This is a genomic window from Moorella sp. E306M (assembly GCF_006538385.1).
Classification (GTDB): Bacteria; Bacillota; DSM-521; order Neomoorellales; family Neomoorellaceae; genus Neomoorella.
The window spans coordinates 1,226,595-1,245,647 of record NZ_BJKO01000001.1; the positions used below are offsets into that span (position 1 = coordinate 1,226,595).

At 51.6% G+C, this 19,053-nt stretch carries 19 protein-coding genes; 8 read left to right on the forward strand and 11 right to left on the reverse strand.

Translation table 11 applies throughout. The annotated features are described in order from the left end of the window. Positions 1 to 85: 85 nt before the first annotated feature. The 11 genes from FLZ89_RS06485 to dnaA form a co-directional block, all read right to left on the reverse strand. Positions 86 to 862 carry a DeoR/GlpR family DNA-binding transcription regulator gene (locus FLZ89_RS06485; RefSeq protein ID WP_141263589.1) on the reverse strand — a complete coding sequence of 259 codons (777 nt, stop codon included), beginning with the start codon at positions 860 to 862 and terminating at the stop codon, positions 86 to 88. Between the two features lie 135 nt (positions 863 to 997). Then, a complete protein-coding gene (locus FLZ89_RS06490; RefSeq protein ID WP_141263588.1) occupies positions 998 to 2,068 on the reverse strand; it encodes a glycoside hydrolase family 15 protein in 1,071 nt (356 codons plus the stop codon). A gap of 31 nt (positions 2,069 to 2,099) precedes the next feature. Beyond that, positions 2,100 to 2,666: a pyridoxal 5'-phosphate synthase glutaminase subunit PdxT gene (gene pdxT, locus FLZ89_RS06495; protein ID WP_141304659.1), complete on the reverse strand. Its 567-nt coding sequence runs from the start codon at positions 2,664 to 2,666 to the stop codon at positions 2,100 to 2,102. Between the two features lie 18 nt (positions 2,667 to 2,684). Further along, positions 2,685 to 3,572 carry a pyridoxal 5'-phosphate synthase lyase subunit PdxS gene (pdxS, locus tag FLZ89_RS06500; RefSeq protein ID WP_141263586.1) on the reverse strand — a complete coding sequence of 296 codons (888 nt, stop codon included), beginning with the start codon at positions 3,570 to 3,572 and terminating at the stop codon, positions 2,685 to 2,687. A 123-nt stretch (positions 3,573 to 3,695) separates the two neighbouring features. Further along, positions 3,696 to 6,065 (reverse strand): DNA gyrase subunit A, encoded by a 2,370-nt coding sequence (gene gyrA, locus FLZ89_RS06505; protein ID WP_253256542.1) that lies wholly within the window; start codon positions 6,063 to 6,065, stop codon positions 3,696 to 3,698. A gap of 158 nt (positions 6,066 to 6,223) precedes the next feature. Next, positions 6,224 to 8,128: a DNA topoisomerase (ATP-hydrolyzing) subunit B gene (gene gyrB / locus FLZ89_RS06510; RefSeq protein WP_141304660.1), complete on the reverse strand. Its 1,905-nt coding sequence runs from the start codon at positions 8,126 to 8,128 to the stop codon at positions 6,224 to 6,226. Positions 8,129 to 8,227: 99 nt separating this feature from the next. Then, positions 8,228 to 8,482 carry an extracellular matrix regulator RemB gene (gene remB, locus FLZ89_RS06515; RefSeq protein WP_141263584.1) on the reverse strand — a complete coding sequence of 85 codons (255 nt, stop codon included), beginning with the start codon at positions 8,480 to 8,482 and terminating at the stop codon, positions 8,228 to 8,230. A gap of 37 nt (positions 8,483 to 8,519) precedes the next feature. After that, a complete protein-coding gene (gene recF, locus FLZ89_RS06520) occupies positions 8,520 to 9,611 on the reverse strand; it encodes a DNA replication/repair protein RecF (protein ID WP_141304661.1) in 1,092 nt (363 codons plus the stop codon). Then, positions 9,574 to 9,801: an RNA-binding S4 domain-containing protein gene (locus FLZ89_RS06525; RefSeq protein WP_141263582.1), complete on the reverse strand. Its 228-nt coding sequence runs from the start codon at positions 9,799 to 9,801 to the stop codon at positions 9,574 to 9,576. The genes recF and FLZ89_RS06525 overlap by 38 nt, the downstream gene beginning before the upstream one ends. Positions 9,802 to 9,812: 11 nt before the next feature. Continuing rightward, on the reverse strand, positions 9,813 to 10,964 hold the full coding sequence (dnaN, locus tag FLZ89_RS06530; protein WP_141304662.1) for a DNA polymerase III subunit beta: 1,152 nt from the start codon (positions 10,962 to 10,964) through the stop codon (positions 9,813 to 9,815). Between the two features lie 122 nt (positions 10,965 to 11,086). Then, positions 11,087 to 12,415 (reverse strand): chromosomal replication initiator protein DnaA, encoded by a 1,329-nt coding sequence (dnaA, locus tag FLZ89_RS06535; RefSeq protein WP_141263580.1) that lies wholly within the window; start codon positions 12,413 to 12,415, stop codon positions 11,087 to 11,089. A gap of 237 nt (positions 12,416 to 12,652) precedes the next feature. Here dnaA and rpmH point away from each other — a divergent pair, with 237 nt between their 5' ends. The 8 genes from rpmH to rsmG all read left to right on the forward strand — a co-directional run bounded on the left by rpmH (position 12,653) and on the right by rsmG (position 18,975). After that, positions 12,653 to 12,787 (forward strand): 50S ribosomal protein L34, encoded by a 135-nt coding sequence (gene rpmH / locus FLZ89_RS06540; RefSeq protein ID WP_141263579.1) that lies wholly within the window; start codon positions 12,653 to 12,655, stop codon positions 12,785 to 12,787. Between the two features lie 31 nt (positions 12,788 to 12,818). Further along, positions 12,819 to 13,187, forward strand: coding sequence for a ribonuclease P protein component (rnpA, locus tag FLZ89_RS06545; RefSeq protein WP_141263578.1), 369 nt, complete (start codon positions 12,819 to 12,821; stop codon positions 13,185 to 13,187). Continuing rightward, on the forward strand, positions 13,183 to 13,392 hold the full coding sequence (gene yidD, locus FLZ89_RS06550) for a membrane protein insertion efficiency factor YidD (RefSeq protein ID WP_141305300.1): 210 nt from the start codon (positions 13,183 to 13,185) through the stop codon (positions 13,390 to 13,392). The genes rnpA and yidD overlap by 5 nt, the downstream gene beginning before the upstream one ends. Before the next feature lie 62 nt (positions 13,393 to 13,454). After that, on the forward strand, positions 13,455 to 14,135 hold the full coding sequence (locus FLZ89_RS06555) for a YidC/Oxa1 family membrane protein insertase (RefSeq protein WP_141263577.1): 681 nt from the start codon (positions 13,455 to 13,457) through the stop codon (positions 14,133 to 14,135). Further along, a complete protein-coding gene (gene jag, locus FLZ89_RS06560; protein WP_141263576.1) occupies positions 14,132 to 14,752 on the forward strand; it encodes an RNA-binding cell elongation regulator Jag/EloR in 621 nt (206 codons plus the stop codon). Before FLZ89_RS06555 ends, jag begins: the two co-directional genes overlap by 4 nt. A gap of 94 nt (positions 14,753 to 14,846) precedes the next feature. Beyond that, complete coding sequence (mnmE, locus tag FLZ89_RS06565; RefSeq protein ID WP_141304663.1) at positions 14,847 to 16,223, forward strand: tRNA uridine-5-carboxymethylaminomethyl(34) synthesis GTPase MnmE; 1,377 nt, start codon at positions 14,847 to 14,849, stop codon at positions 16,221 to 16,223. A 147-nt stretch (positions 16,224 to 16,370) separates the two neighbouring features. Continuing rightward, positions 16,371 to 18,263, forward strand: a complete 1,893-nt coding sequence (mnmG, locus tag FLZ89_RS06570) for a tRNA uridine-5-carboxymethylaminomethyl(34) synthesis enzyme MnmG (protein WP_141304664.1) — start codon at positions 16,371 to 16,373, stop codon at positions 18,261 to 18,263. Continuing rightward, positions 18,253 to 18,975 carry a 16S rRNA (guanine(527)-N(7))-methyltransferase RsmG gene (rsmG, locus tag FLZ89_RS06575; RefSeq protein WP_141263573.1) on the forward strand — a complete coding sequence of 241 codons (723 nt, stop codon included), beginning with the start codon at positions 18,253 to 18,255 and terminating at the stop codon, positions 18,973 to 18,975. The genes mnmG and rsmG overlap by 11 nt, the downstream gene beginning before the upstream one ends. Positions 18,976 to 19,053: the final 78 nt, after the last annotated feature.

The following is a 19,053-nucleotide window of genomic DNA, read 5'->3' on the forward strand; positions in this document are numbered from 1 at the left end:
GCTTCTATTACGGCCACCTTGTCCAGGGAAGGGTTCAGGGTAACGGTGACAACTAGTGCAGGCAACAATCTTCCCTCCTGGCAGTTCAGTTTCCGCCGGCTACGATTACTTCCACGCCGCGCTCCTTCAGGCGCTCCAAGTCCTCTACAGGAGCACCGGGATCGGTAATGACGCGATTAACAGCGGTAACAGGGCAGATGAGTCCCAGGGAGATACGGCCGAACTTGCTGTGGTCGGCCAGGACAATAACCTCACGGCCAGCCTTGACCATCTTCTGTTTGGTCTGCGCCTCGTAGATATTGGGCGTAGTCAGGCCCCGCTCGACATCCAGGCCATTTGTAGCCAGAAAAACTTTATCGACGTATAAACCCTGCAGGGTGTTGTCAGCAATGGGACCGACGGATGATAGCGTGGAGTGGCGCAGGTGACCACCCGTAAGGATTAAATCAATGGTTTCGATAAAGGCCAGTTCCCAGGCTACATTGAGAGCATTGGTCACCACTGTCAGGGGGTGTTTTTTATTCGCCTTCAGCAAGCGGGCCAGCTGCAGAGTGGTAGAACCGGCATCCAGTAAAATAGTATCGCCATCGGCAATCAAATTTATGGCGGCCTGCGCAATGGCCTTTTTCTCTGCCAGGTGTTCTTCTTCTTTCTCTGTCAGGGTTGGTTCAAAGGAAGCAGTGGCAATGCTCACGGCCCCGCCGTGGGTACGTTTCAGGAGGCCGGCCGCTTCTAATTCCTGGAGATCACGGCGGATGGTTACCTCGGAAACTTGAAAGAGATCGCTTAATTCCGCTACTCTAACCGCCGGTGTTTGTTCCAAGATTTCTATTATCTTTTGTTTGCGTTCGCTTGCGAACATATATTACCTATATGCCTTTCATATATTTTCATTTTCTTTATTTAGAGTTTACGATCATTTATTTTTAATGTCAAGATCATTTTAACGAAAAAAACCGTAACTTAATAGTTAAAAAGACAGCCACAAGCGGCCGTCTTAATCAATTGTCATACCCTTTATAGCAATGATATACATGGCGTGGGACCACAGGAGGGGTTTGGCGATGGGCCCCCAGCGCTCCAGCCAGTAATGATAGTGCTCCTCGGAGGTAAGGTTTTCCGGCACCTGCTCCGGCAGGTAGCCGTTGGTATCGGCCCGGGCTTCCACCCAGTCCAGGAGTTCCCGCGCAGGAACTTCTTCTCCCTTCAGGCGGTAGTACCAGGCCAGCCAGGCAGTGAGGAGCAGCCACTGGCCGCCGCCGTAGTAGGTATCGGCAGAATAGCGTTTCACCCCGCCTGTACAGAGATCGGCTTCAATCCTGGCCACCGTCGCCGCGAAAACGGGATCATTCAGGCTGCAGAGGCCGAAGGGCACTCCCAGCCAGAGGAGGTTGGCATCAACGGCATCCTGCCCGGCAAACTTGACCCAGTGGCCGTCCCGGACAAATTCTTCCCGGGCCCGGTCGGGCAGCTGTTCCAGTACTGCTATGACTTCATTTCGATCTCCCAGCCAGGGTAAAATGGCCTTCAAACCGCCATATATGGCCGCCAGGGTGGAGGGGTGGCGGTAGTCACCGTATTCCTCCCAGCAGTCCAGGCAGGGGTGCTGCCAGAGGCCGGTGAGGTAGCGCACCACCAGGTCAACGGCCCGGCGGTAAATATCTTCCCAGGGGCCGCCGGCCTGCAGGTGGGCGGCCAGGCCCCAGAGGAAGGTGCCGTAGCCGTCCAGCTGGAAATTTCCCCAGGGCTCCCGGCCCTCTTCCCCGGTGAGGGTATAGCGGGTATGGAGGCAGCTGGCATCTCCTATGGGCTGACCCCGGGTTACAGCCGCCAGGGCCCGCTCTACCTTGTAGCTGTGGGCGATGATAGTGCGGGCGCCAAAGCGGTAAAACCCCTTGGCGGCTTCCCTTTCCCCCACCAGGTCTAGGGCGCGGGCGATAAAGGTCCCGTCCCGCAGCCAGACGTAATTATAGGGCGGGTAATCAGGGGCCGCCGGGAAGGCACCCGTCGAGGCCTGGTAGGCTTTCAAGATATCTATGCTGCGGGCAAAAAGTTGACCTGCTTTCATAATATTAAAAGAAGGGCTGTCGCCAGCCCTTTTATTTTATCATCTCCAGGAAATAGCGGTGTATTCGCAAATCATTAGTTAATTCCGGGTGAAAGGCCGTCGCCAGGAGGTTCCCCTGACGGGCCATGACGGTCTTACCCATAAAGGTGGCCAGGGATTCCGCCGGGGGTTCTACCCTCTCCAGGTAGGGAGCGCGGATAAAGACGGCATGGAAGGGTTCCTCTCCCAGGACGGGGATCTCCAGGTCGACCTCAAAGCTGTCCACCTGGCGGCCAAAGGCATTGCGCTGGACACTCACGTGCATCAGTCCCAGCCGGGGCTGGTCGCTGCCGATTATATCCCTGGCCAGGAGCACCATCCCGGCGCAGGTGCCAAAGAGCGGCATCCCTTCCGCCGCCAGTTCGCGGATGGGCTCCAGAAGGTTGAAGTCTACCATTAGCTTGCCGATGGTCGTACTCTCGCCGCCCGGTATGATCAGCCCGTCAATATCTTCCAGCTGCCTTTCCCGCCGGATCTCTACACCCTCAACACCCAGGGCCGCCAGGGAGGCAATATGCTCCCGGAAGGCACCCTGCATGGCCAGTACGCCAATTTTCATTTTTAACTCGCCTCGCTATTACCAGCCGCGTTCTTGCATGCGTTCTTCCTGCCTGATGGTGGCAATGTCCAACCCGGGCATGGCTTCGCCCAGGTCTTTAGATACCTCGGCCAGGACTTCCGGTTCCCGGAAGTGGGTGGTGGCGGCTACAATGGCCCGTGCCCGCTTCATGGGGTCGCTTGATTTAAAGATACCGGAGCCGACAAAGATGCCGTCGGCGCCCAGCTGCATCATTAGCGCGGCATCCGCCGGGGTGGCGATACCGCCGGCGGCGAAGTTGACCACCGGCAAGCGCCCCAGTTCCTTCACCTGCTTGACCAGTTCATAAGGAGCCTGAATTTCTTTGGCAAAGGTCATCAATTCCTCATCGGGCAGGTTCTGCACCCGCCGGATCTCGCTCATGACCCGGCGCATATGACGAACGGCTTCCACGACATTGCCGGTACCGGGCTCCCCCTTGGTGCGGATCATGGCCGCCCCTTCGCCGATGCGCCTTAAAGCCTCGCCGAGATTGCGGGCGCCGCAGACAAAGGGCACTTTGAATTCATGTTTATTGATATGGAACTCTTCATCGGCCGGGGTGAGAACTTCGCTTTCATCGATATAGTCAACGCCCAGGGCTTCTAAAATCTGCGCCTCCACGAAATGGCCGATCCTGGCCTTGGCCATCACCGGGATGGTTACGGCGTCCATAATCCGTAAGATAACCGTAGGGTCGGCCATGCGGGCCACCCCGCCGGCAGCGCGGATGTCGGCCGGCACCCGTTCCAGGGCCATCACGGCGCAGGCCCCGGCCTCTTCGGCAATTTTAGCCTGTTCTGGGGTGGTGACGTCCATGATGACGCCGCCTTTCAACATCTCCGCCAGGCCCTTCTTTACCGTCCAGGTTCCCTTTTCTGCTGCCATCTTTCTTCCCCCCATTGCTACACTCTTCGACCTTTCTGGCTGCACAGCTTCATTCTACTACAGGGTACCTTCTGAAGCAATAACCTTTTAATACAACCTTATCTTTCCTGCGAAATTTAAATTTTATTGAACACGAGCCATAGCTACCACGCGGTCATTATGTTCCAGGCGCATCAGGGTAACTCCCTGGGTATTGCGGCCCTGGCGGGAGATGTCTTCCACCCCCAGGCGGATGAGAATCCCGTCGGCTGAGATCAGCATCAGTTCGTCATCCCGGGTAACAACGGCTACAGCTGCCACCGGACCGGTTCGTCTGGTAACGTTCATGGTAATAATACCCTTGCCGCCCCGGCTCTGGGTACGGTACTCCTCCAGGGGCGTCCTTTTGCCAAAACCATTGGCGGAAACAACAACCAGCTCAGCCCCCTCTTTAACCCGGACCAGGCCGACAACCTCATCACCGTCCTCCAGAGTGATGCCTTTCACGCCGTGGGCGGCCCGGCCCATGGGCCGTACTTCATCTTCGGCAAAACGAATGGCTTTGCCCTGGCGTGTCACCAGGATAACTTCGTGATTGCCTTCCGTACGCAGGACGCCGATGAGCTCATCACCTGCATCCAAACCTATGGCAATCAAGCCGTCCCGGCGGGAAGTGTGGTATTCAGCCAAGGAGGTTTTCTTGACCGTACCCTGCCTGGTAGCCATAAAGAGGTAAGCGTCTTCATTCAGGTCGCGGATGGGAATGACGGCGGTGATGGTTTCTCCCTTGTTTAGATAAATTAAATTAACCAGCGGCGTCCCCCGGGCCTGGCGACTGGCTTCAGGGATTTCATGTCCCCTCAGGCGGAAGACACGACCCTGGTTGGTAAAGAAAAGGAGGTAATGATGGGTGGTAGTTACAAAGATATCTTCGACAAAATCTTCTTCCCTGGTACCCATGGCCTGGATGCCGCGGCCGCCCCGTTTCTGACTGCGGTAGGTGTCTACCGGCTGGCGCTTGATATAACCGCGATGGGACAGGGTGACGACGATATCTTCCCGGGCAATGAGGTCTTCTACCTCCAGGTTTTCTTCATCCAGCATAATCTGCGTGCGACGTGGATCGGCAAATTTATTTTTAAACTCCAGGAGTTCCTCTCGAATTATGCCGTAGACCATGGCTTCGCTATCCAGGACTTCTTTCAGGTAAGCAATGCGCTTTTGCAGTTCCTGCCATTCTTCCTCCAGTTTTTCTCTTTCCAGAGCCGTAAGGCGACCCAGACGCATGTCGACAATGGCTTTAGCCTGCCTGTCGCTCAAATTAAAACGCTCCATCAAGCCCCGGCAGGCTTCTGGTTCATTGGGAGACTGGCGGATAATCTTGATTACTTCATCGAGAAACTGAATGGCAATGCGTAAGCCCGCAACGATATGGGCCCGGGCTTCGGCCTGGGCCAGAAGGTAGCGGGTACGGCGGGTGACTACCTCCTTCTGGTGATCCAGATAGAGAGTCAGCATTTCCCGCAAATTGAGAACCCGCGGCCGGCCGTCCACCAGGGCCAGCATAATGACCCCGAAATTCTCCTGCAGCTGGGTATGCTTATAGAGCTGGTTAAGAATAACCCTGGGCTGGACGTCCCGGCGCAGCTCGATGACGATCCGCATCCCCGTCCGGTCGGACTCGTCCCGTAGATCAGTAATGCCGTCGATCTTTTTCTCCCGCACCAGCTCGCCAATGGTTTCCACCAGGCGGGCCTTGTTGACCTGGTAGGGGATTTCCGTCACCACAATCTGGCTCTTGCCGCTTTTTAAGGTCTCCACCTGGGCCTTGGCCCGGATTTTGATACTGCCCCGTCCGGTCCGGTAGGCGTTTCTAATTCCTTCCCGGCCGATAATCAGGCCCCCGGTAGGAAAGTCCGGTCCTTTGATAATCCGGGTCAGGTCTTTGAGATCGGCCTCCGGATTGTCAATAAGGTATACCAGGGCATCGATGACTTCTCCCAGGTTATGGGGCGGGATGTTGGTTGCCATGCCCACGGCAATCCCCGCCGACCCGTTGACCAAAAGCTGGGGAATCCGCGCCGGGAGCACCACCGGTTCCTTGAGGCTGCCGTCATAGTTATCGATAAAGTCGACGGTCTCTTTATCAATATCGGCCAGCATGGCCAGGGCAATCTTCGCCAGCCGGGCTTCGGTATAGCGCATGGCCGCCGCTGAGTCGCCGTCGACGGAACCGAAGTTGCCGTGGCCGTCCACCAGGGGATAGCGGCAGGCAAAATCCTGGGCCAGGCGGACCATGGTTTCATAGACGGCGGCATCGCCGTGGGGGTGGTAACGAGCCAGCACCGTACCTACGACGACAGCCGACTTTTTATGGGGCCTATCCGGCGTTAATCCCTCTTCGTACATGGCATAAAGGATACGCCGGTGAACGGGTTTCAAGCCATCGCGGACATCGGGCAAAGCGCGGCCCACAATTACGCTCATGGCGTAGTCAATGTAGGACCGCTTCATTTCCTCTTCCAGGTTGACTTCTAGAATTTTACCGCCCTCTTGCAAGGCCAAAGTATTTTCCACCTTCTTTCAAAAGTGACCCTTTACCTAAAATATAACCTGCTGGAAGCTAACGCCAAACAGTTCTAAAGAAAAACGGGGGTCAGACCCCCTCCACCCTATATATCGAGGTTTCTGACTTCGTGGGCGTGTTGCTGGATAAATTCCCGCCGCGGCTCCACCCGGTCACCCATAAGGATGTTAAAGATGGCATCAGCTTCCGCAGCATCCTCCAGGTTGACCCGGAGCAGGGTGCGGGTTTCCGGGTTCATGGTCGTTTCCCAGAGCTGGTCGGCGTTCATTTCGCCAAGGCCTTTATAGCGCTGGACTTCCCATTTTTCACCGGCATGGTTCTGTAAAAATCTTTCCAGTTCGGCGTCATTATAGAGGTAGTGCTCTGTTTTACCCCGGGAAACTTTATACAGGGGCGGCTGCGCGATATAGATATAACCTTCGGTGATTAAAGGCCGCATGTAACGGTAAAAAAAGGTAAGCAACAGCGTCCGGATATGGGAACCGTCCACATCGGCATCGGCCATAAGGATAGTCTTATGATAGCGGACCTTGTTGATGTTAAAATCATCGCCAATACCTGTACCCAGGGCGGTGATGATGGTCCGGATCTCTTCGTTATTTAAAATCTTGTCCAGCCGCGCCTTCTCGACATTTAAGATTTTACCCCGCAAAGGCAGGATGGCCTGGAAACGCCGGTCGCGGCCCTGCTTGGCCGAACCGCCGGCAGAATCACCCTCCACCAGGAAAAGCTCGGCCACGGCCGGGTCCTTGTGGGTGCAGTCGGCCAGTTTCCCTGGCAAAGAAGTTATCTCCAGGGCATTCTTGCGCCGTGTCAACTCCCGCGCCTTGCGGGCCGCCTCCCGGGCCCGGAAGGCATTTAAAGCTTTATCGACAATCCGCCGGGCAATGGTGGGGTTTTCTTCCAGGTAGGCGCTTAAATGCTCCGCCACCAGGGCGTCGACGATGCCCCGCACTTCCGTGTTGCCCAGCCTGGTCTTGGTCTGGCCTTCAAACTGCGGTTCCATCACCTTGACGCTGATGACAGCCGTCAGGCCTTCCCTGATGTCTTCGCCGGCCAGGTTGCTGTCGTTTTCTTTTAAGATATTAAATTTACGGGCATAATCGTTGATCGCCCTTGTCAGGGCCGTTTTAAAACCGATTTCGTGGGTGCCGCCTTCGGTGGTATTGATATTATTGGCATAAGAAAGGATGAGCTCGTTATAACCGTCGTTATATTGCAGGGCTATTTCAACCTGCACGTTATCCTTTTCCCCGCTAAAGTAGAGGGGTTTGTTGAAGAGGACTGCCTTGTTTTTATTTAACTGACGAACAAAGTCAATCAATCCGCCGGTGTGGTAATAGGTGGTTTCAGTGTCGTTTCTCTCATCCCGGAAAATTATTTTAACGCCCCGGTTTAAGAAGGATAACTCCTGCAAACGCCGGGCAATTATTTCATCCTGGAAAACTATATCCTCAAAAATCCCTCTGTCCGGGAAAAAGGTGACGCTGGTGCCCGTACCCTTGGCTTTTCCGACGACCTTTAAATCCGATACTTTGTTGCCCCGGCGGTACTTTTGCTGGTATACCTTGCCATCCCGTTTTACCTTTACCTCCAGCCACTCGGAAAGGGCGTTGACAACTGAAAGGCCTACGCCGTGGAGGCCGCCGGCTACCTTGTAGCCGTTGCCGCCGAATTTACCCCCCGCATGGAGCATGGTTAGGGCTACTTCTACGGCTGGTAACCCCGTTTTTTCATGGATGTCCACCGGGATACCGCGGCCGTTGTCGGTAACCGTCAGGCTGCCGTCCTGATGAATAATTACTTCAATGCGATCGCAAAAGCCGGCCAGGGCCTCGTCAATACTGTTGTCCACTAGTTCAAAAACCAGCTGGTGCAGGCCCCGGACCCCGGTGTTGCCAATATACATCCCGGGTCGCCGGCGCACGGCTTCCAGGCCCTCCAGAACCTGGATTTGACTGGCATCATATTCCGTGTGAATCTGTTCCATCTTTTCCTCCCAGGTAAAACTTACCCTGACAAATATAGCACAAAAGACAGGCTTCCTTCAAGCAGGCGTAAAGCAGGTCCTGAGGCGCGGCCGGAGTTTTTATTCCTGTTCCAGGTTGCTAAAGATTGAGCTGGCTCTCTTCATCAGAGTGCCGGAAGAAATGCTGGAAAAATATATGTCTTTATCAGTAACAATGCAGGATTTATAACCCCCGGAAGCGGGATCTTTATCTTGAAGTTTGGCCGCCTTTAAAAATTCCCTGTTAACCGTGGACCGGCCGGTTGTGCTCAAGTTAAGAATGACGATAATGTCCTTACATGGAACATCCATCTCATTACCTATGTGCAGGTACATACAAAACCTCCTTCCCTTTTAGAAATTATTGTCTTATTTATCCTGCCACTAACTTTCTTTCTCCTGATAATTGCCAGATGGTGGCTTGCTCCAGGAGACTGGCCGGCAGTCTGGTCAACTCTGTTGTCGTTAAAAAGATTTGGCCGGCGGTGGCCAAGAGTTCCAGCAGGGCCTGCTGGCGTTTGCTGTCCAGCTCGGAAAAAACGTCATCCAGAAGCAAAATGGGCCTCTTACCTATGACCTGCATAAAAATCCTGGCTTCAGCAATTTTAAGGGCCAGTACCGCCGACCTCTGCTGTCCCTGGGAAGCAAAGAAACGCGCTTCATGATCACCAACAAAAAAAGAGAAATCGTCCCGGTGGGGTCCCCAGAGGCTTAAGCCCGCCTGAATCTCCCTCTCCTGTCCGGCAGTTATTTTTGCCAGCCAGTCATCATAATCGCCGACGCTGGGCCGGTAGATAAGGGTTAGCTGTTCCCTGGCACCCATACTCCGGTAAATGGCTGCTGCCAGTGGTTCCAGGGACTGGATAAAGGCCCGTCTTCTCTGGATAATGGCCGCTCCGGTAGATACTAGCTGGATATTCCAGGGTTCAAGATCCTGGTCTTTTCCCCGGCCGGCCTTGATCTCCCGCAGTAAACGGTTGCGCTGTAAAAGGAGGCGGCGATAAGACTGGAGGTTATGGCAATAAAGCCGGTCAAGGATGCTTATCTCCCGGTCCAGGAACTGGCGCCGGTAGACAGGTGCACCTTTTAAAAGGAGCAGGTCCTCGGGTCCAAAATATATAACCGGCAAAATTCCTAGCAGATCAACTAAGCGGTGGTTCTGACCGTTAATTGTTAACTCTTTGTGATTGTGCTGGTAAATAATAGCAAGCTCCACGTTTTCCTGGCTGGAATTACAGCAACCTTTTATCTGAAAAGAGCTTTCTCCCCAGGTTACCAGGTGCTGGTCCTGCTGCTGGCGTAAAGAGCGGGCAAAGCTTAAATAACCAATAGCTTCCAAAAGATTGGTCTTACCGACCCCATTTGGACCCTGGATAATATTCAGGCCCGGCTGGCAGTGCCAGGTCAACTCGCGGTAACAGCGAAAATTAGTCAACTGGAGCTGCCGTAAGCTTAAAGCTGGCACCCTTGACCTCCACCTCATCGCCAGGCTCTAAAGTATGGCTGCGGCGTTTCTCAACCTGCCCGTTAACCCGTACCAGGCCGCCGGCGATCATCGCTTTAGCCTGGCCGCCGGTTGCTGCTATACCAGCCCATTTTAAAAACTGGTCCAGCCGGATAGTTGGAGTAGTAATAGGTACGTTTTTACTGGGCATAATTACCCCCTTTAGACACCCGGCGAATTGTTTTCCGGTGTGGTATTGATCCTTACCGGCAGAATAAGGCAGAAATAATTATCTTCACCATCCGGTTTCACAACTACCGGTTTTAAAGGTGCCGATAGCTCCAGGATAACCTCTTCCGTGTCTATTATACGCAGCGTTTCCAGTAAATAACGGCCGTTCAAGGCCAGGGTTAAAGGCTCACCTTCAATCTGGGCCGCCAGTTCCTCCTCCAGGTGGCCAACTTCAGCAGCCTCGCTGGTAATCTTTAAAGTTTCATCAACCTGCAAAAAGATGATATAGGAACGGGATTTTATTTCATCCCTGGCCAGCAGGGTAGCGCGTTCTGTTGTTTCCAGTAGATCCCTGGTAGCCACCTTTACTTTAGTAACGTAAGATTGAGGTATAACCTGGCGATAATGGGGAAATTTGCCATCAAGCAGGCGCGCATACATCTTTAAGTTTTCATAGCGGGCAAAAATCTGGCTGGAGCCAACAGTTATCTGCACCTGACCTTCTTCACCTGGGAGCAGACGGGCCAGCTCATTTAAGGAGCGGCTACCAATAAGAGCGTTTACCGGTTCGTTGCTGGTAACTCCGGCCAAAGGGCCTCGGTAGACGGCCAGGCGGTGGGTATCGGTAGCTACCAGGTTAAATTGTGTCCCATCCGGTTTTATTTCCAGTAATATACCACTAAAGATACTACGCAAATCATCACTGCTGGTAGCTATACTTACCTTGCGGACAGCATCTTTGATAATGTTTAAATCAACTTCCAAGGAAATATTGCCCTCAATGTCTGGCAGGGAAGGAAACTGGCTGGGATCAAAGCTGTTTAAGTGGACCCTGGACTGCATATAAGTTATCTCTACAGTATTATCCGGCAGGGCCTGTAATGAAAGGTTAGTAGGTGGTAAACGCCGCACCATTTCTGTAAAAATGCGGGCCGGCAGCAGAAGTTCGCCGGGGGTTAAAACTTCTACCGGGAAACTGTAAATAATGCCTAAATCGAGATCAGTTCCCTGTAACGTTAGCATATTTTCTTCAGCCTGGAATAAAATACCTGTAAGGGCTGGTAAAGTAGTAGTCGTGGCTACAGCACGGTGAACTTTTTGAACGGCTTGTAGAAGCTGGGGTTGGGAACAGGAAATATGCATGAGAGGCTTCCTCCATCATCATCATCATCTAACTAAAGATGATAGTAGCCGTAGTAATAGGGCCTGTGGAAATGTTGATAGCAATCGCTAATGCAGGCAGGATCGGAGTTTTGCTTTGTGGATTACTGGTTTCTAATTTCCTGCATAAGCTGGGATATTATCTGAGACAGGGATGGATCGCTTTTTAAATCATCGCGTATCTTGGTATAGGCGTGGAGGACTGTTGTATGGTCCCTGCCGCCGAAGGCTTCACCGATTTGGGGCAATGAAGCATCGATCATTTCCCTGGCAAGGTACATGGCTATTTGCCGGGGAAAGGCTACCGCACGGTTCCGCTTTTTGGCCTTTAAATCTTCCGGCTTCAGGTTGAAATAGCGGGCCACCACTTCCTGGATAAGGTTAATGGTAATAGGCTTCGGACGGGCCAGATTTAAAGCATCCTTAAGAAGCTTTTCGGCCATCTCAATGGTAACTTCTTCTTTAGTAAAGGCAGCATAGGCTGCCACCCGGAGTAAAGCTCCTTCAAGTTCCCGGATGTTAGAATCTATTTTTTGGGCCATAAAAAACATGACGTCATCCGGAATACTAATATTTTCAGCAGCTGCTTTCTTTCTTAAGATGGCCATCCTGGTTTCCAGATCGGGCGGCTGGATATCGGTAATAAGCCCCCATTCAAAACGCGACCGCAAGCGATCTTCCAAGGTAGGTATTTCTTTAGGAGGCCGGTCGCTGGAAATTACTATCTGTTTGTTGGCTTCATACAGGTGATTGAAGGTATGGAAAAATTCAACCTGGGTACTTTCCTTTTTTGCTAGAAACTGGATATCATCAATAAGGAGAACATCGATGTTACGGTATTTAGCTCGGAATTCTTCCGTCTGCTCATCGCGAATGGCGTTAATCAGGTCGTTGGTAAACCTTTCCGAAGAGATGTACAGGACCCGAAAATTGGGCAAGTGCTGGCGTACGTGATGGCCGATAGCTTGCATGAGGTGGGTTTTCCCTAAGCCAACGCCGCCGTAAATGAATAAAGGATTATAAGAATGAGCCGGGGTTTCGGCTACTGCCAGGCAGGCCGCATGGGCGAAGCGATTGCTGTTGCCAACAACGAAGGTATCGAAAGTGTACTTAGGGTTAAGCCGAGGCAGGTCGTCATCTCCTGACTCGGAGGTAACCGTGGCCCGGTCTCCAGCCGGTGAAAAGCAAATGACCTGGATATTAATTGGTTCCCGGCCCAGTACTTTCTGCAGAGCATCCTGTACCAAAGGATAAAAACGGCTCTGGATATAATCGCGGGCAAATTCGTTGGCTGCAGCCAGAACCAATGTGTTACCCTGCATAGTTACCGGCCGGGCATCAAAAAACCAGGCTTCTAGGGCGGAGAAACTAATTTTTTTTTCCAAGATGGACAATACCTGTTGCCAGGCTAGATCGAGTTGATTGGGTGGCAAAAAAGAGACCTCCCTGGGGAAGATGTTAATAAATACTGTTGTATATAACATGAAAAGTGGGGATAAGTGATGGGAATAAAAGCAATCATGCAATCTTATCTTAACAGCTTTGGGTATAACTATCAACAGGCAACAAAAATTCCTTTTCCTTGACAGATGGAAAAAGACTCAGCTATAATTTGAATGATACGGCTGGAAAAAGATAAAAGATAAATTTGGTAGGAGGGAAAAACAAGTTTGAAACGGACTTATCAACCCAAAAGGAGACGCCATAAAAGGGTTCATGGCTTTTTAAAGAGAATGCGCACTAAGGCCGGGCGGGAAATTATCAAACGGCGGCGCCGGAAAGGTCGTAAACGCCTGTCTGCTTAAGGCAGGCTTATCCCTTTATCCTGGGGGCAGGATGTTGTTAACTGCAGGGCGGCGTATTGTCAAGGCAAGGGATTTTCACCGAGTTTACCGTCAAGGACGCAAAATAAGCGGTAAAATATTAAAAATGTATTACGCGCCCAATATCTGTGGTCAGACCCGTTTTGGTTTTTCCATTTCCAAAAAAGTAGGCAAAGCTGTAAAGCGTAATTTATTAAAACGCCGCCTGCGAGAAATTTGTCGCAAACATTTAACTTCTTTCCAGCCGGGTTTGGATGTAGTGCTGGTAGCCAGGGAAAATGCAGTGCAAAGTAGCTATAATGAATTGGAGCAAGAAGTATTAAATTTGGGACGCTGGGGGAAAATTTTAGTTAAAAAGGAAAGCAGTGGCCTGGGTGATTAAAAAAAGTATTGTGTTCTTGATACGTTTATACCAGATATTTATATCTCCTTTCCTGGGAAAAAATTGCCGTTTTTATCCCAGTTGTTCCCAGTATACTTTGGAAGCAATTACCAGATATGGAGTGCTGCGGGGAAGTTTCCTGGCCTTCAAAAGGGTGGCACGCTGTCACCCGTGGCACCCTGGAGGTTATGACCCGCTTCGTTAAAGCCAATGTGGAGGTGAAGGCTGCCTTTTCCTAAAAAAAAAGAGGGAAGGCAGTGGGGCTACTTGAGTATATTAATTGATTTCCTGTCACAATCAATACAATTTTTATATAATATTACCCGGACGTTAGGTATACCCAATTACGGTCTGGCTATAATTTTATTTACCATTCTCGTTAAGGTAATCCTTTTCCCTTTGACCTACAGGCAACTGCGTTCTATGAGACGGTTGCAGGAACTTCAACCCAAGATCCAGGAATTGCAAAAAAAGTATAAAGGTAACCCGCAGAAGGCCCAGCAGGCAATGATGGAATTATACCAGAAGGAGGGCGTTAATCCCCTGGGGGGATGTCTGCCTTTGCTGGTGCAAATGCCCATTCTTTTTGCTTTATTCAGTGCCCTGCGTACCTTCTTTGATCCTGTTCATCATCCGGCCTATGTAGAACTGGCTCACGCCAACTTTTTATGGATAAGCAATCTGGGACAACCGGATCCCTATATTTTACCTATTTTAGTCGCCTTGGGCACCTTTTTCCAGCAAAAGGTAAGTATGGTAAGCAGCAATCAGGACCAGACCCAGAGAACAATGCTTATTGTCATGCCACTACTAATAGGCTGGATGAGCCGGAATTTTCCAGCCGGCCTCTCTCTCTACTGGGTAACTTTTAGTTTAATGGGCATTTTAGAACAATGGTTAATACGCCGGCAACCGCAGCTGGTGAAGGAGGAAATCAGCGCCAAATGAAGGAGATTGAAACCAGCGGCAAGACTGTTGAGGAAGCCATTGAGGCAGCGCTGAGAAGTTTAGGGGCCAAAAGGGAAGAAGTTGAAATTTATATTTTAGAAGAAGGCAGTAAAGGTTTTTTAGGTTTGCTGGGTTCACGCCAGGCCCGGGTAAAAGTTGTTCTGCCTGATAGCCCGGAAAAGGTGATTAATGACTTTTTAACGCGGGTCTTGAAAGCCATGAACATTGAAGCAGACATCGAAATCCGGCAGCGGGAAGGATACTTTTTTGTCAGTTTTCATGGTAAAGAGCTGGGTATCTTAATCGGCCGACGGGGCGATAACCTGGATGCCCTGCAGTATCTATGCAACCTGGCTGTAAATCGGGTATTAAAAAATAAAGTTAAGATTATCCTGGATGTAGAAGGTTATCGCAAACGACGGGAGCAAACATTAATCAATCTTGCCCGCCGCTTGTCGGCGCGGGTAAAAGCAACCGGGAAAAGGATTGTCCTTGAACCCATGAATCCCCAGGAGCGGCGCGTCATCCATACCGCACTGCAAAACGATAATGAGATCTTGACCTTTAGCGAAGGGCAGGAACCGAACCGCAAAATTGTTATTGCCTTGCGCCAATAAGTTTTTTGCGTTAAAATAGAATCACTTAGGTATTTATCTGTGGCCCAGTGATACCATAAGTATTACTGGGTCTTATTATGTGGGGAGGAAAGGAATGCTGGCCGACACCATAGCCGCAGTAGCAACCCCGCCGGGTGAAGGCGGCATCGGTATTGTACGCCTGAGCGGCAGTGATGCTGTTGCCATCGCCAGTAAAATATTTAAAACCCGCCAGGGACCGCATTTTTCTGCCAGTCGCAGCCATACCCTGCGGCTGGGAGTGATTATCGATCCCGAAACAGGGGAAACCATTGATGAGGTACTGGCATGCATAATGCGAGCCCCCCACAGTTATACAGCCGAAGATGTAGTGGAAATTAACTGCCATGGTGGTGCCCTGGCAGTAGCCAGAGTTTTACAACTTGCTTTACGCCATGGAGCCAGGCTGGCCGAGCCGGGAGAGTTTACGCGGCGTGCCTTTTTAAACGGCCGTCTCGACCTGGCCCAGGCTGAGGCTGTGCTAGATGTAATTCGCGCCAGGAGCAGCCAGGGACTCTCTGCTGCCATAGGCCAGCTAGAGGGCAAACTGTCACAAAAAATAACGGTGATAAACGATTCCCTTACCGGTGTACTGGCAGCAATTGAAGCCAGCCTGGATTTTCCCGAAGAGGTCGGCGAGGTAAGTGCCAGCGAGCTGGAGAAATTGAAACATGCCCGGGAAGAGGTATTAAAACTCTTGGCCACCTGGGAAGAAGGTCGTCTCCTTAATGAGGGCCTGAAAATAGCCATTGTTGGCCGGCCCAATGTTGGCAAGTCCAGCCTTTTAAATGCTTTATTGCGGCAGGAAAGGGCTATTGTCAGTCAGATCCCGGGTACCACCAGAGATACCATAGAAGAAACTTTACTCCTGGGCGGCTTTGCCTGCCGGCTTATCGATACGGCGGGCTTGCGGGAAACTGCCGACACGCTGGAGAGTATCGGTGTAGCGCGGACAAGGCAGGCTGTCAAGGAGGCCGACCTGGTCCTGATGGTCGTCGATCTAAGTACCGGTATCTTGGCTGAAGATAAGCGCATTCTGGAGGAAGTTACAGGTAAAAATGTAATTATTGTCGGTAATAAAGTTGACCTGATAGGTGAAAAAGAGAACGGGCTGAAAACTTTTGCCGCCAGTTACCCCTGGGTGACTATTTCTGCCAGGGAAGGTAAAGGATTGGATGAACTGGCCAGAAAGATAAGGGAGGTCGTTCTCAGCGGTAAGGTGGCAAGGACGGGGGAAGAGCCCATCCTTACCCGGGCCCGCCACCGCGACGCCCTGGAAAAATGCCTGGAGCACCTCAACGCTGCCATAGCCGCCTGGGAGAATGGTATACCCGGCGATTTAATCGCCGTTGACCTCTGGGCGGCCCGCGATTTCCTGGGTGAAATCACAGGAGCCACAGCTCGGGAGGATCTCCTGGACCGGATTTTTAGCGACTTCTGTATTGGTAAATAGATGGCAAGAACCTTATACCGCAAACGCAGTACTATCAAAAGGGTGAAAATAAATATACTGGCATTTGTTTGGCGCGAGCTAAAACAATGCCAGCAAGGAGCGAAGTTATTTTCATAGTAGAAATTAAGAAGAAAGAAGGTGAAAAGGATGTACAACGCCGGAGATTACGATGTCATTGTCATTGGCGCCGGTCATGCCGGCTGTGAAGCCGCCCTGGCAACGGCAAAGCTTGGCTGCCGTACCCTGGTGCTGACCATCAGCCTGGATAATATTGCCATGATGCCCTGCAACCCTTCGGTAGGGGGGCCAGCCAAGGGTCACCTGGTACGGGAGATTGACGCCCTGGGCGGCGTCATGGGCTTAAATACCGACCGCAGTCGCATCCAGATCCGCCGTCTCAACGGCGGTAAGGGACCGGCAGTCAGGGCCCTGCGGGCCCAGGCAGATAAAAAGCTTTACCAGCAACTGATGACCCTTAACCTGGAAAGGCAAGAGAATCTCGAAGTTAAGCAGGCTGAAGTCACCCGTCTTGTGGTGGAAAATGGCCGTGTCAAAGGTGTCTTGACCAGGACAGGAGCTTTCTTTACCTGTTCTGCTGTTGTTTTAACTACCGGCACTTATCTAAGGGGACGGATAATCATTGGCGATGTGGCCTATTCCGGCGGTCCTAACGGCCAGTTCCCGGCCATTGAACTGGCAGCGAGTTTAAAAGACCTGGGTCTCACCATGGGCCGCTTTAAGACCGGTACACCACCCAGGATCAGCAGCCGTTCCATTAACTGGGACAAGTTGATTGAGCAACCCGGTGACAGGGAGCCCTTAAATTTCTCTTTCTGGGAGGACAACAGCCACCGGCCCAATGTCTCCTGCTGGTTAACCCATACCAATGAGACAACCCATCGGATTATACGGGATAACCTGGACCGAGCGCCGCTGTTTAGCGGAATGATAGAAGGTAAAGGACCGCGCTATTGCCCGTCAATAGAAGACAAAGTGGTACGTTTTGCCGACAAACCGGCGCACCAGATCTTCCTGGAGCCAGAAGGGCTAGGAACGGAGGAGTGGTACGTCCAGGGTCTGTCCACCAGCCTGCCGGAAGACGTCCAGCTGGCCGCCCTGCACAGTATACCGGGGCTTGAAAAAGCAGAATTGATGCGGCCGGGTTATGCCATTGAGTATGATTACCTGGACCCGACCCAGCTCAAGGCAACGCTGGAATGCAAGACTATAAGTGGTTTATTCACTGCCGGACAGATCAACGGTACCTCGGGTTATGAAGAAGCCGCAGCTCAGGGGCTAGTAGCGGGAATAAATGCTGCTCGTCTGGTAAAGGGAAAAGAGCCGTTTATTCTAAGGCGCGATCAGGCCTATATCGGTGTCCTTATCGATGACCTGGTAACCAGGGGTGTGACCGAACCCTACCGCATGCTTACGGCGAGGGCCGAACACCGCTTGCTGCTGCGAGAAGATAACGCCGACCTGCGCCTTGCTGCCCTGGGTTATGAAATAGGGCTTCTGGATGAAGAAAGGTACAGGAAGCTCCAGGCCAAAGAAAAAGCCATCAAAGCAGGAATAGAACTTTTACAAAAGCAGCATGTTGGTAGTAACAATGAAAACATCCAGGAAATACTCCACCGCCGCCGGGAGACGCCGCTGAAGGGAACAGCCAGCCTGGCCGATCTCCTGAAAAGGCCTGGAATAAAATATCAAGATCTAGCAGAAGCCGGCCTGGCGCCAGACCTTCCAAATGACATTGCCGGGGAAATCGAAATGATTCTCAAGTACGAAGGCTATATTGCCAAGGAAAAAGCCCAGGTAGAGCGGATGTTAAAACTGGAGGGACGGCGTTTACCAGATAATCTTAATTACCGGGAAATCCGTGGCTTATCCCGGGAGAGTATCGATCACCTGGAAAGGGTAAGACCACGTTCCCTGGGACAGGCCCTGCGTATACCAGGCGTCACACCGGCAGATATCAGTATCTTGCTAGTCTATCTAGAACAAAAAAGGCGTGAAGGTGTAAATACCTGTGCTGGATAAAAATAAAATCATAAACAACTTAAGTCAAAATACGGGCATAGATATAACGGTTGAACAAGCTGCTGCCATAAAAGCTTATATCGATCTCCTTGTAGAATCTAATCAACAGATGAACCTAACGGCTATTGTTGAGGAGGAAGAAATCTGGCGGAAACACATCCTGGATTCCCTCCTCATTTTTTGTGCCTTGGCAATTCCGACAGGTGCCAGGGTTATCGACGTTGGTACCGGCGCGGGAATACCCGGCTTTATTCTAAAAATATACCGGCCGGACCTGCAGCTTACACTTCTGGAAGCCCAACAAAAAAAGGTTAAATTCCTGGAAAAGGTAGTAAACAAGTTAGAATTAAAAGGAGTTGAATGCCTGTGGAGTCGGGCCGAAGAGGTAGGTCAAAATAAAAATTACCGGGAAAAATATAACCTGGCCGTAGCCAGGGCTGTAGCGCCTTTAAATACCCTGGCGGAATACTGCCTGCCACTGGTAAAGGTAGAAGGTTTTATGGTAGCCTATAAAGGACCGGCTGGGGAGCAAGAATTAAAGGCGGCCGCAGGGGCGATAAACCTCCTAGGAGGTGGTGCGACAAAAATATGGCAGCGTAAGCTTCCAGGGGGGGAAGAAAAACGCCTTCTTGTTATAATCAAAAAGGAAAAGGTCACTCCGCCAGCTTACCCGCGCCGCCCTGGACTGCCCGCCAAACGGCCCCTTAAGTGAAGGAAAATAAACAGGGTCGGCAGGAACCCTAACAAACATGCCGAAATAAAGAAAAAAAGTCAAGGGAGAGGTCAATCC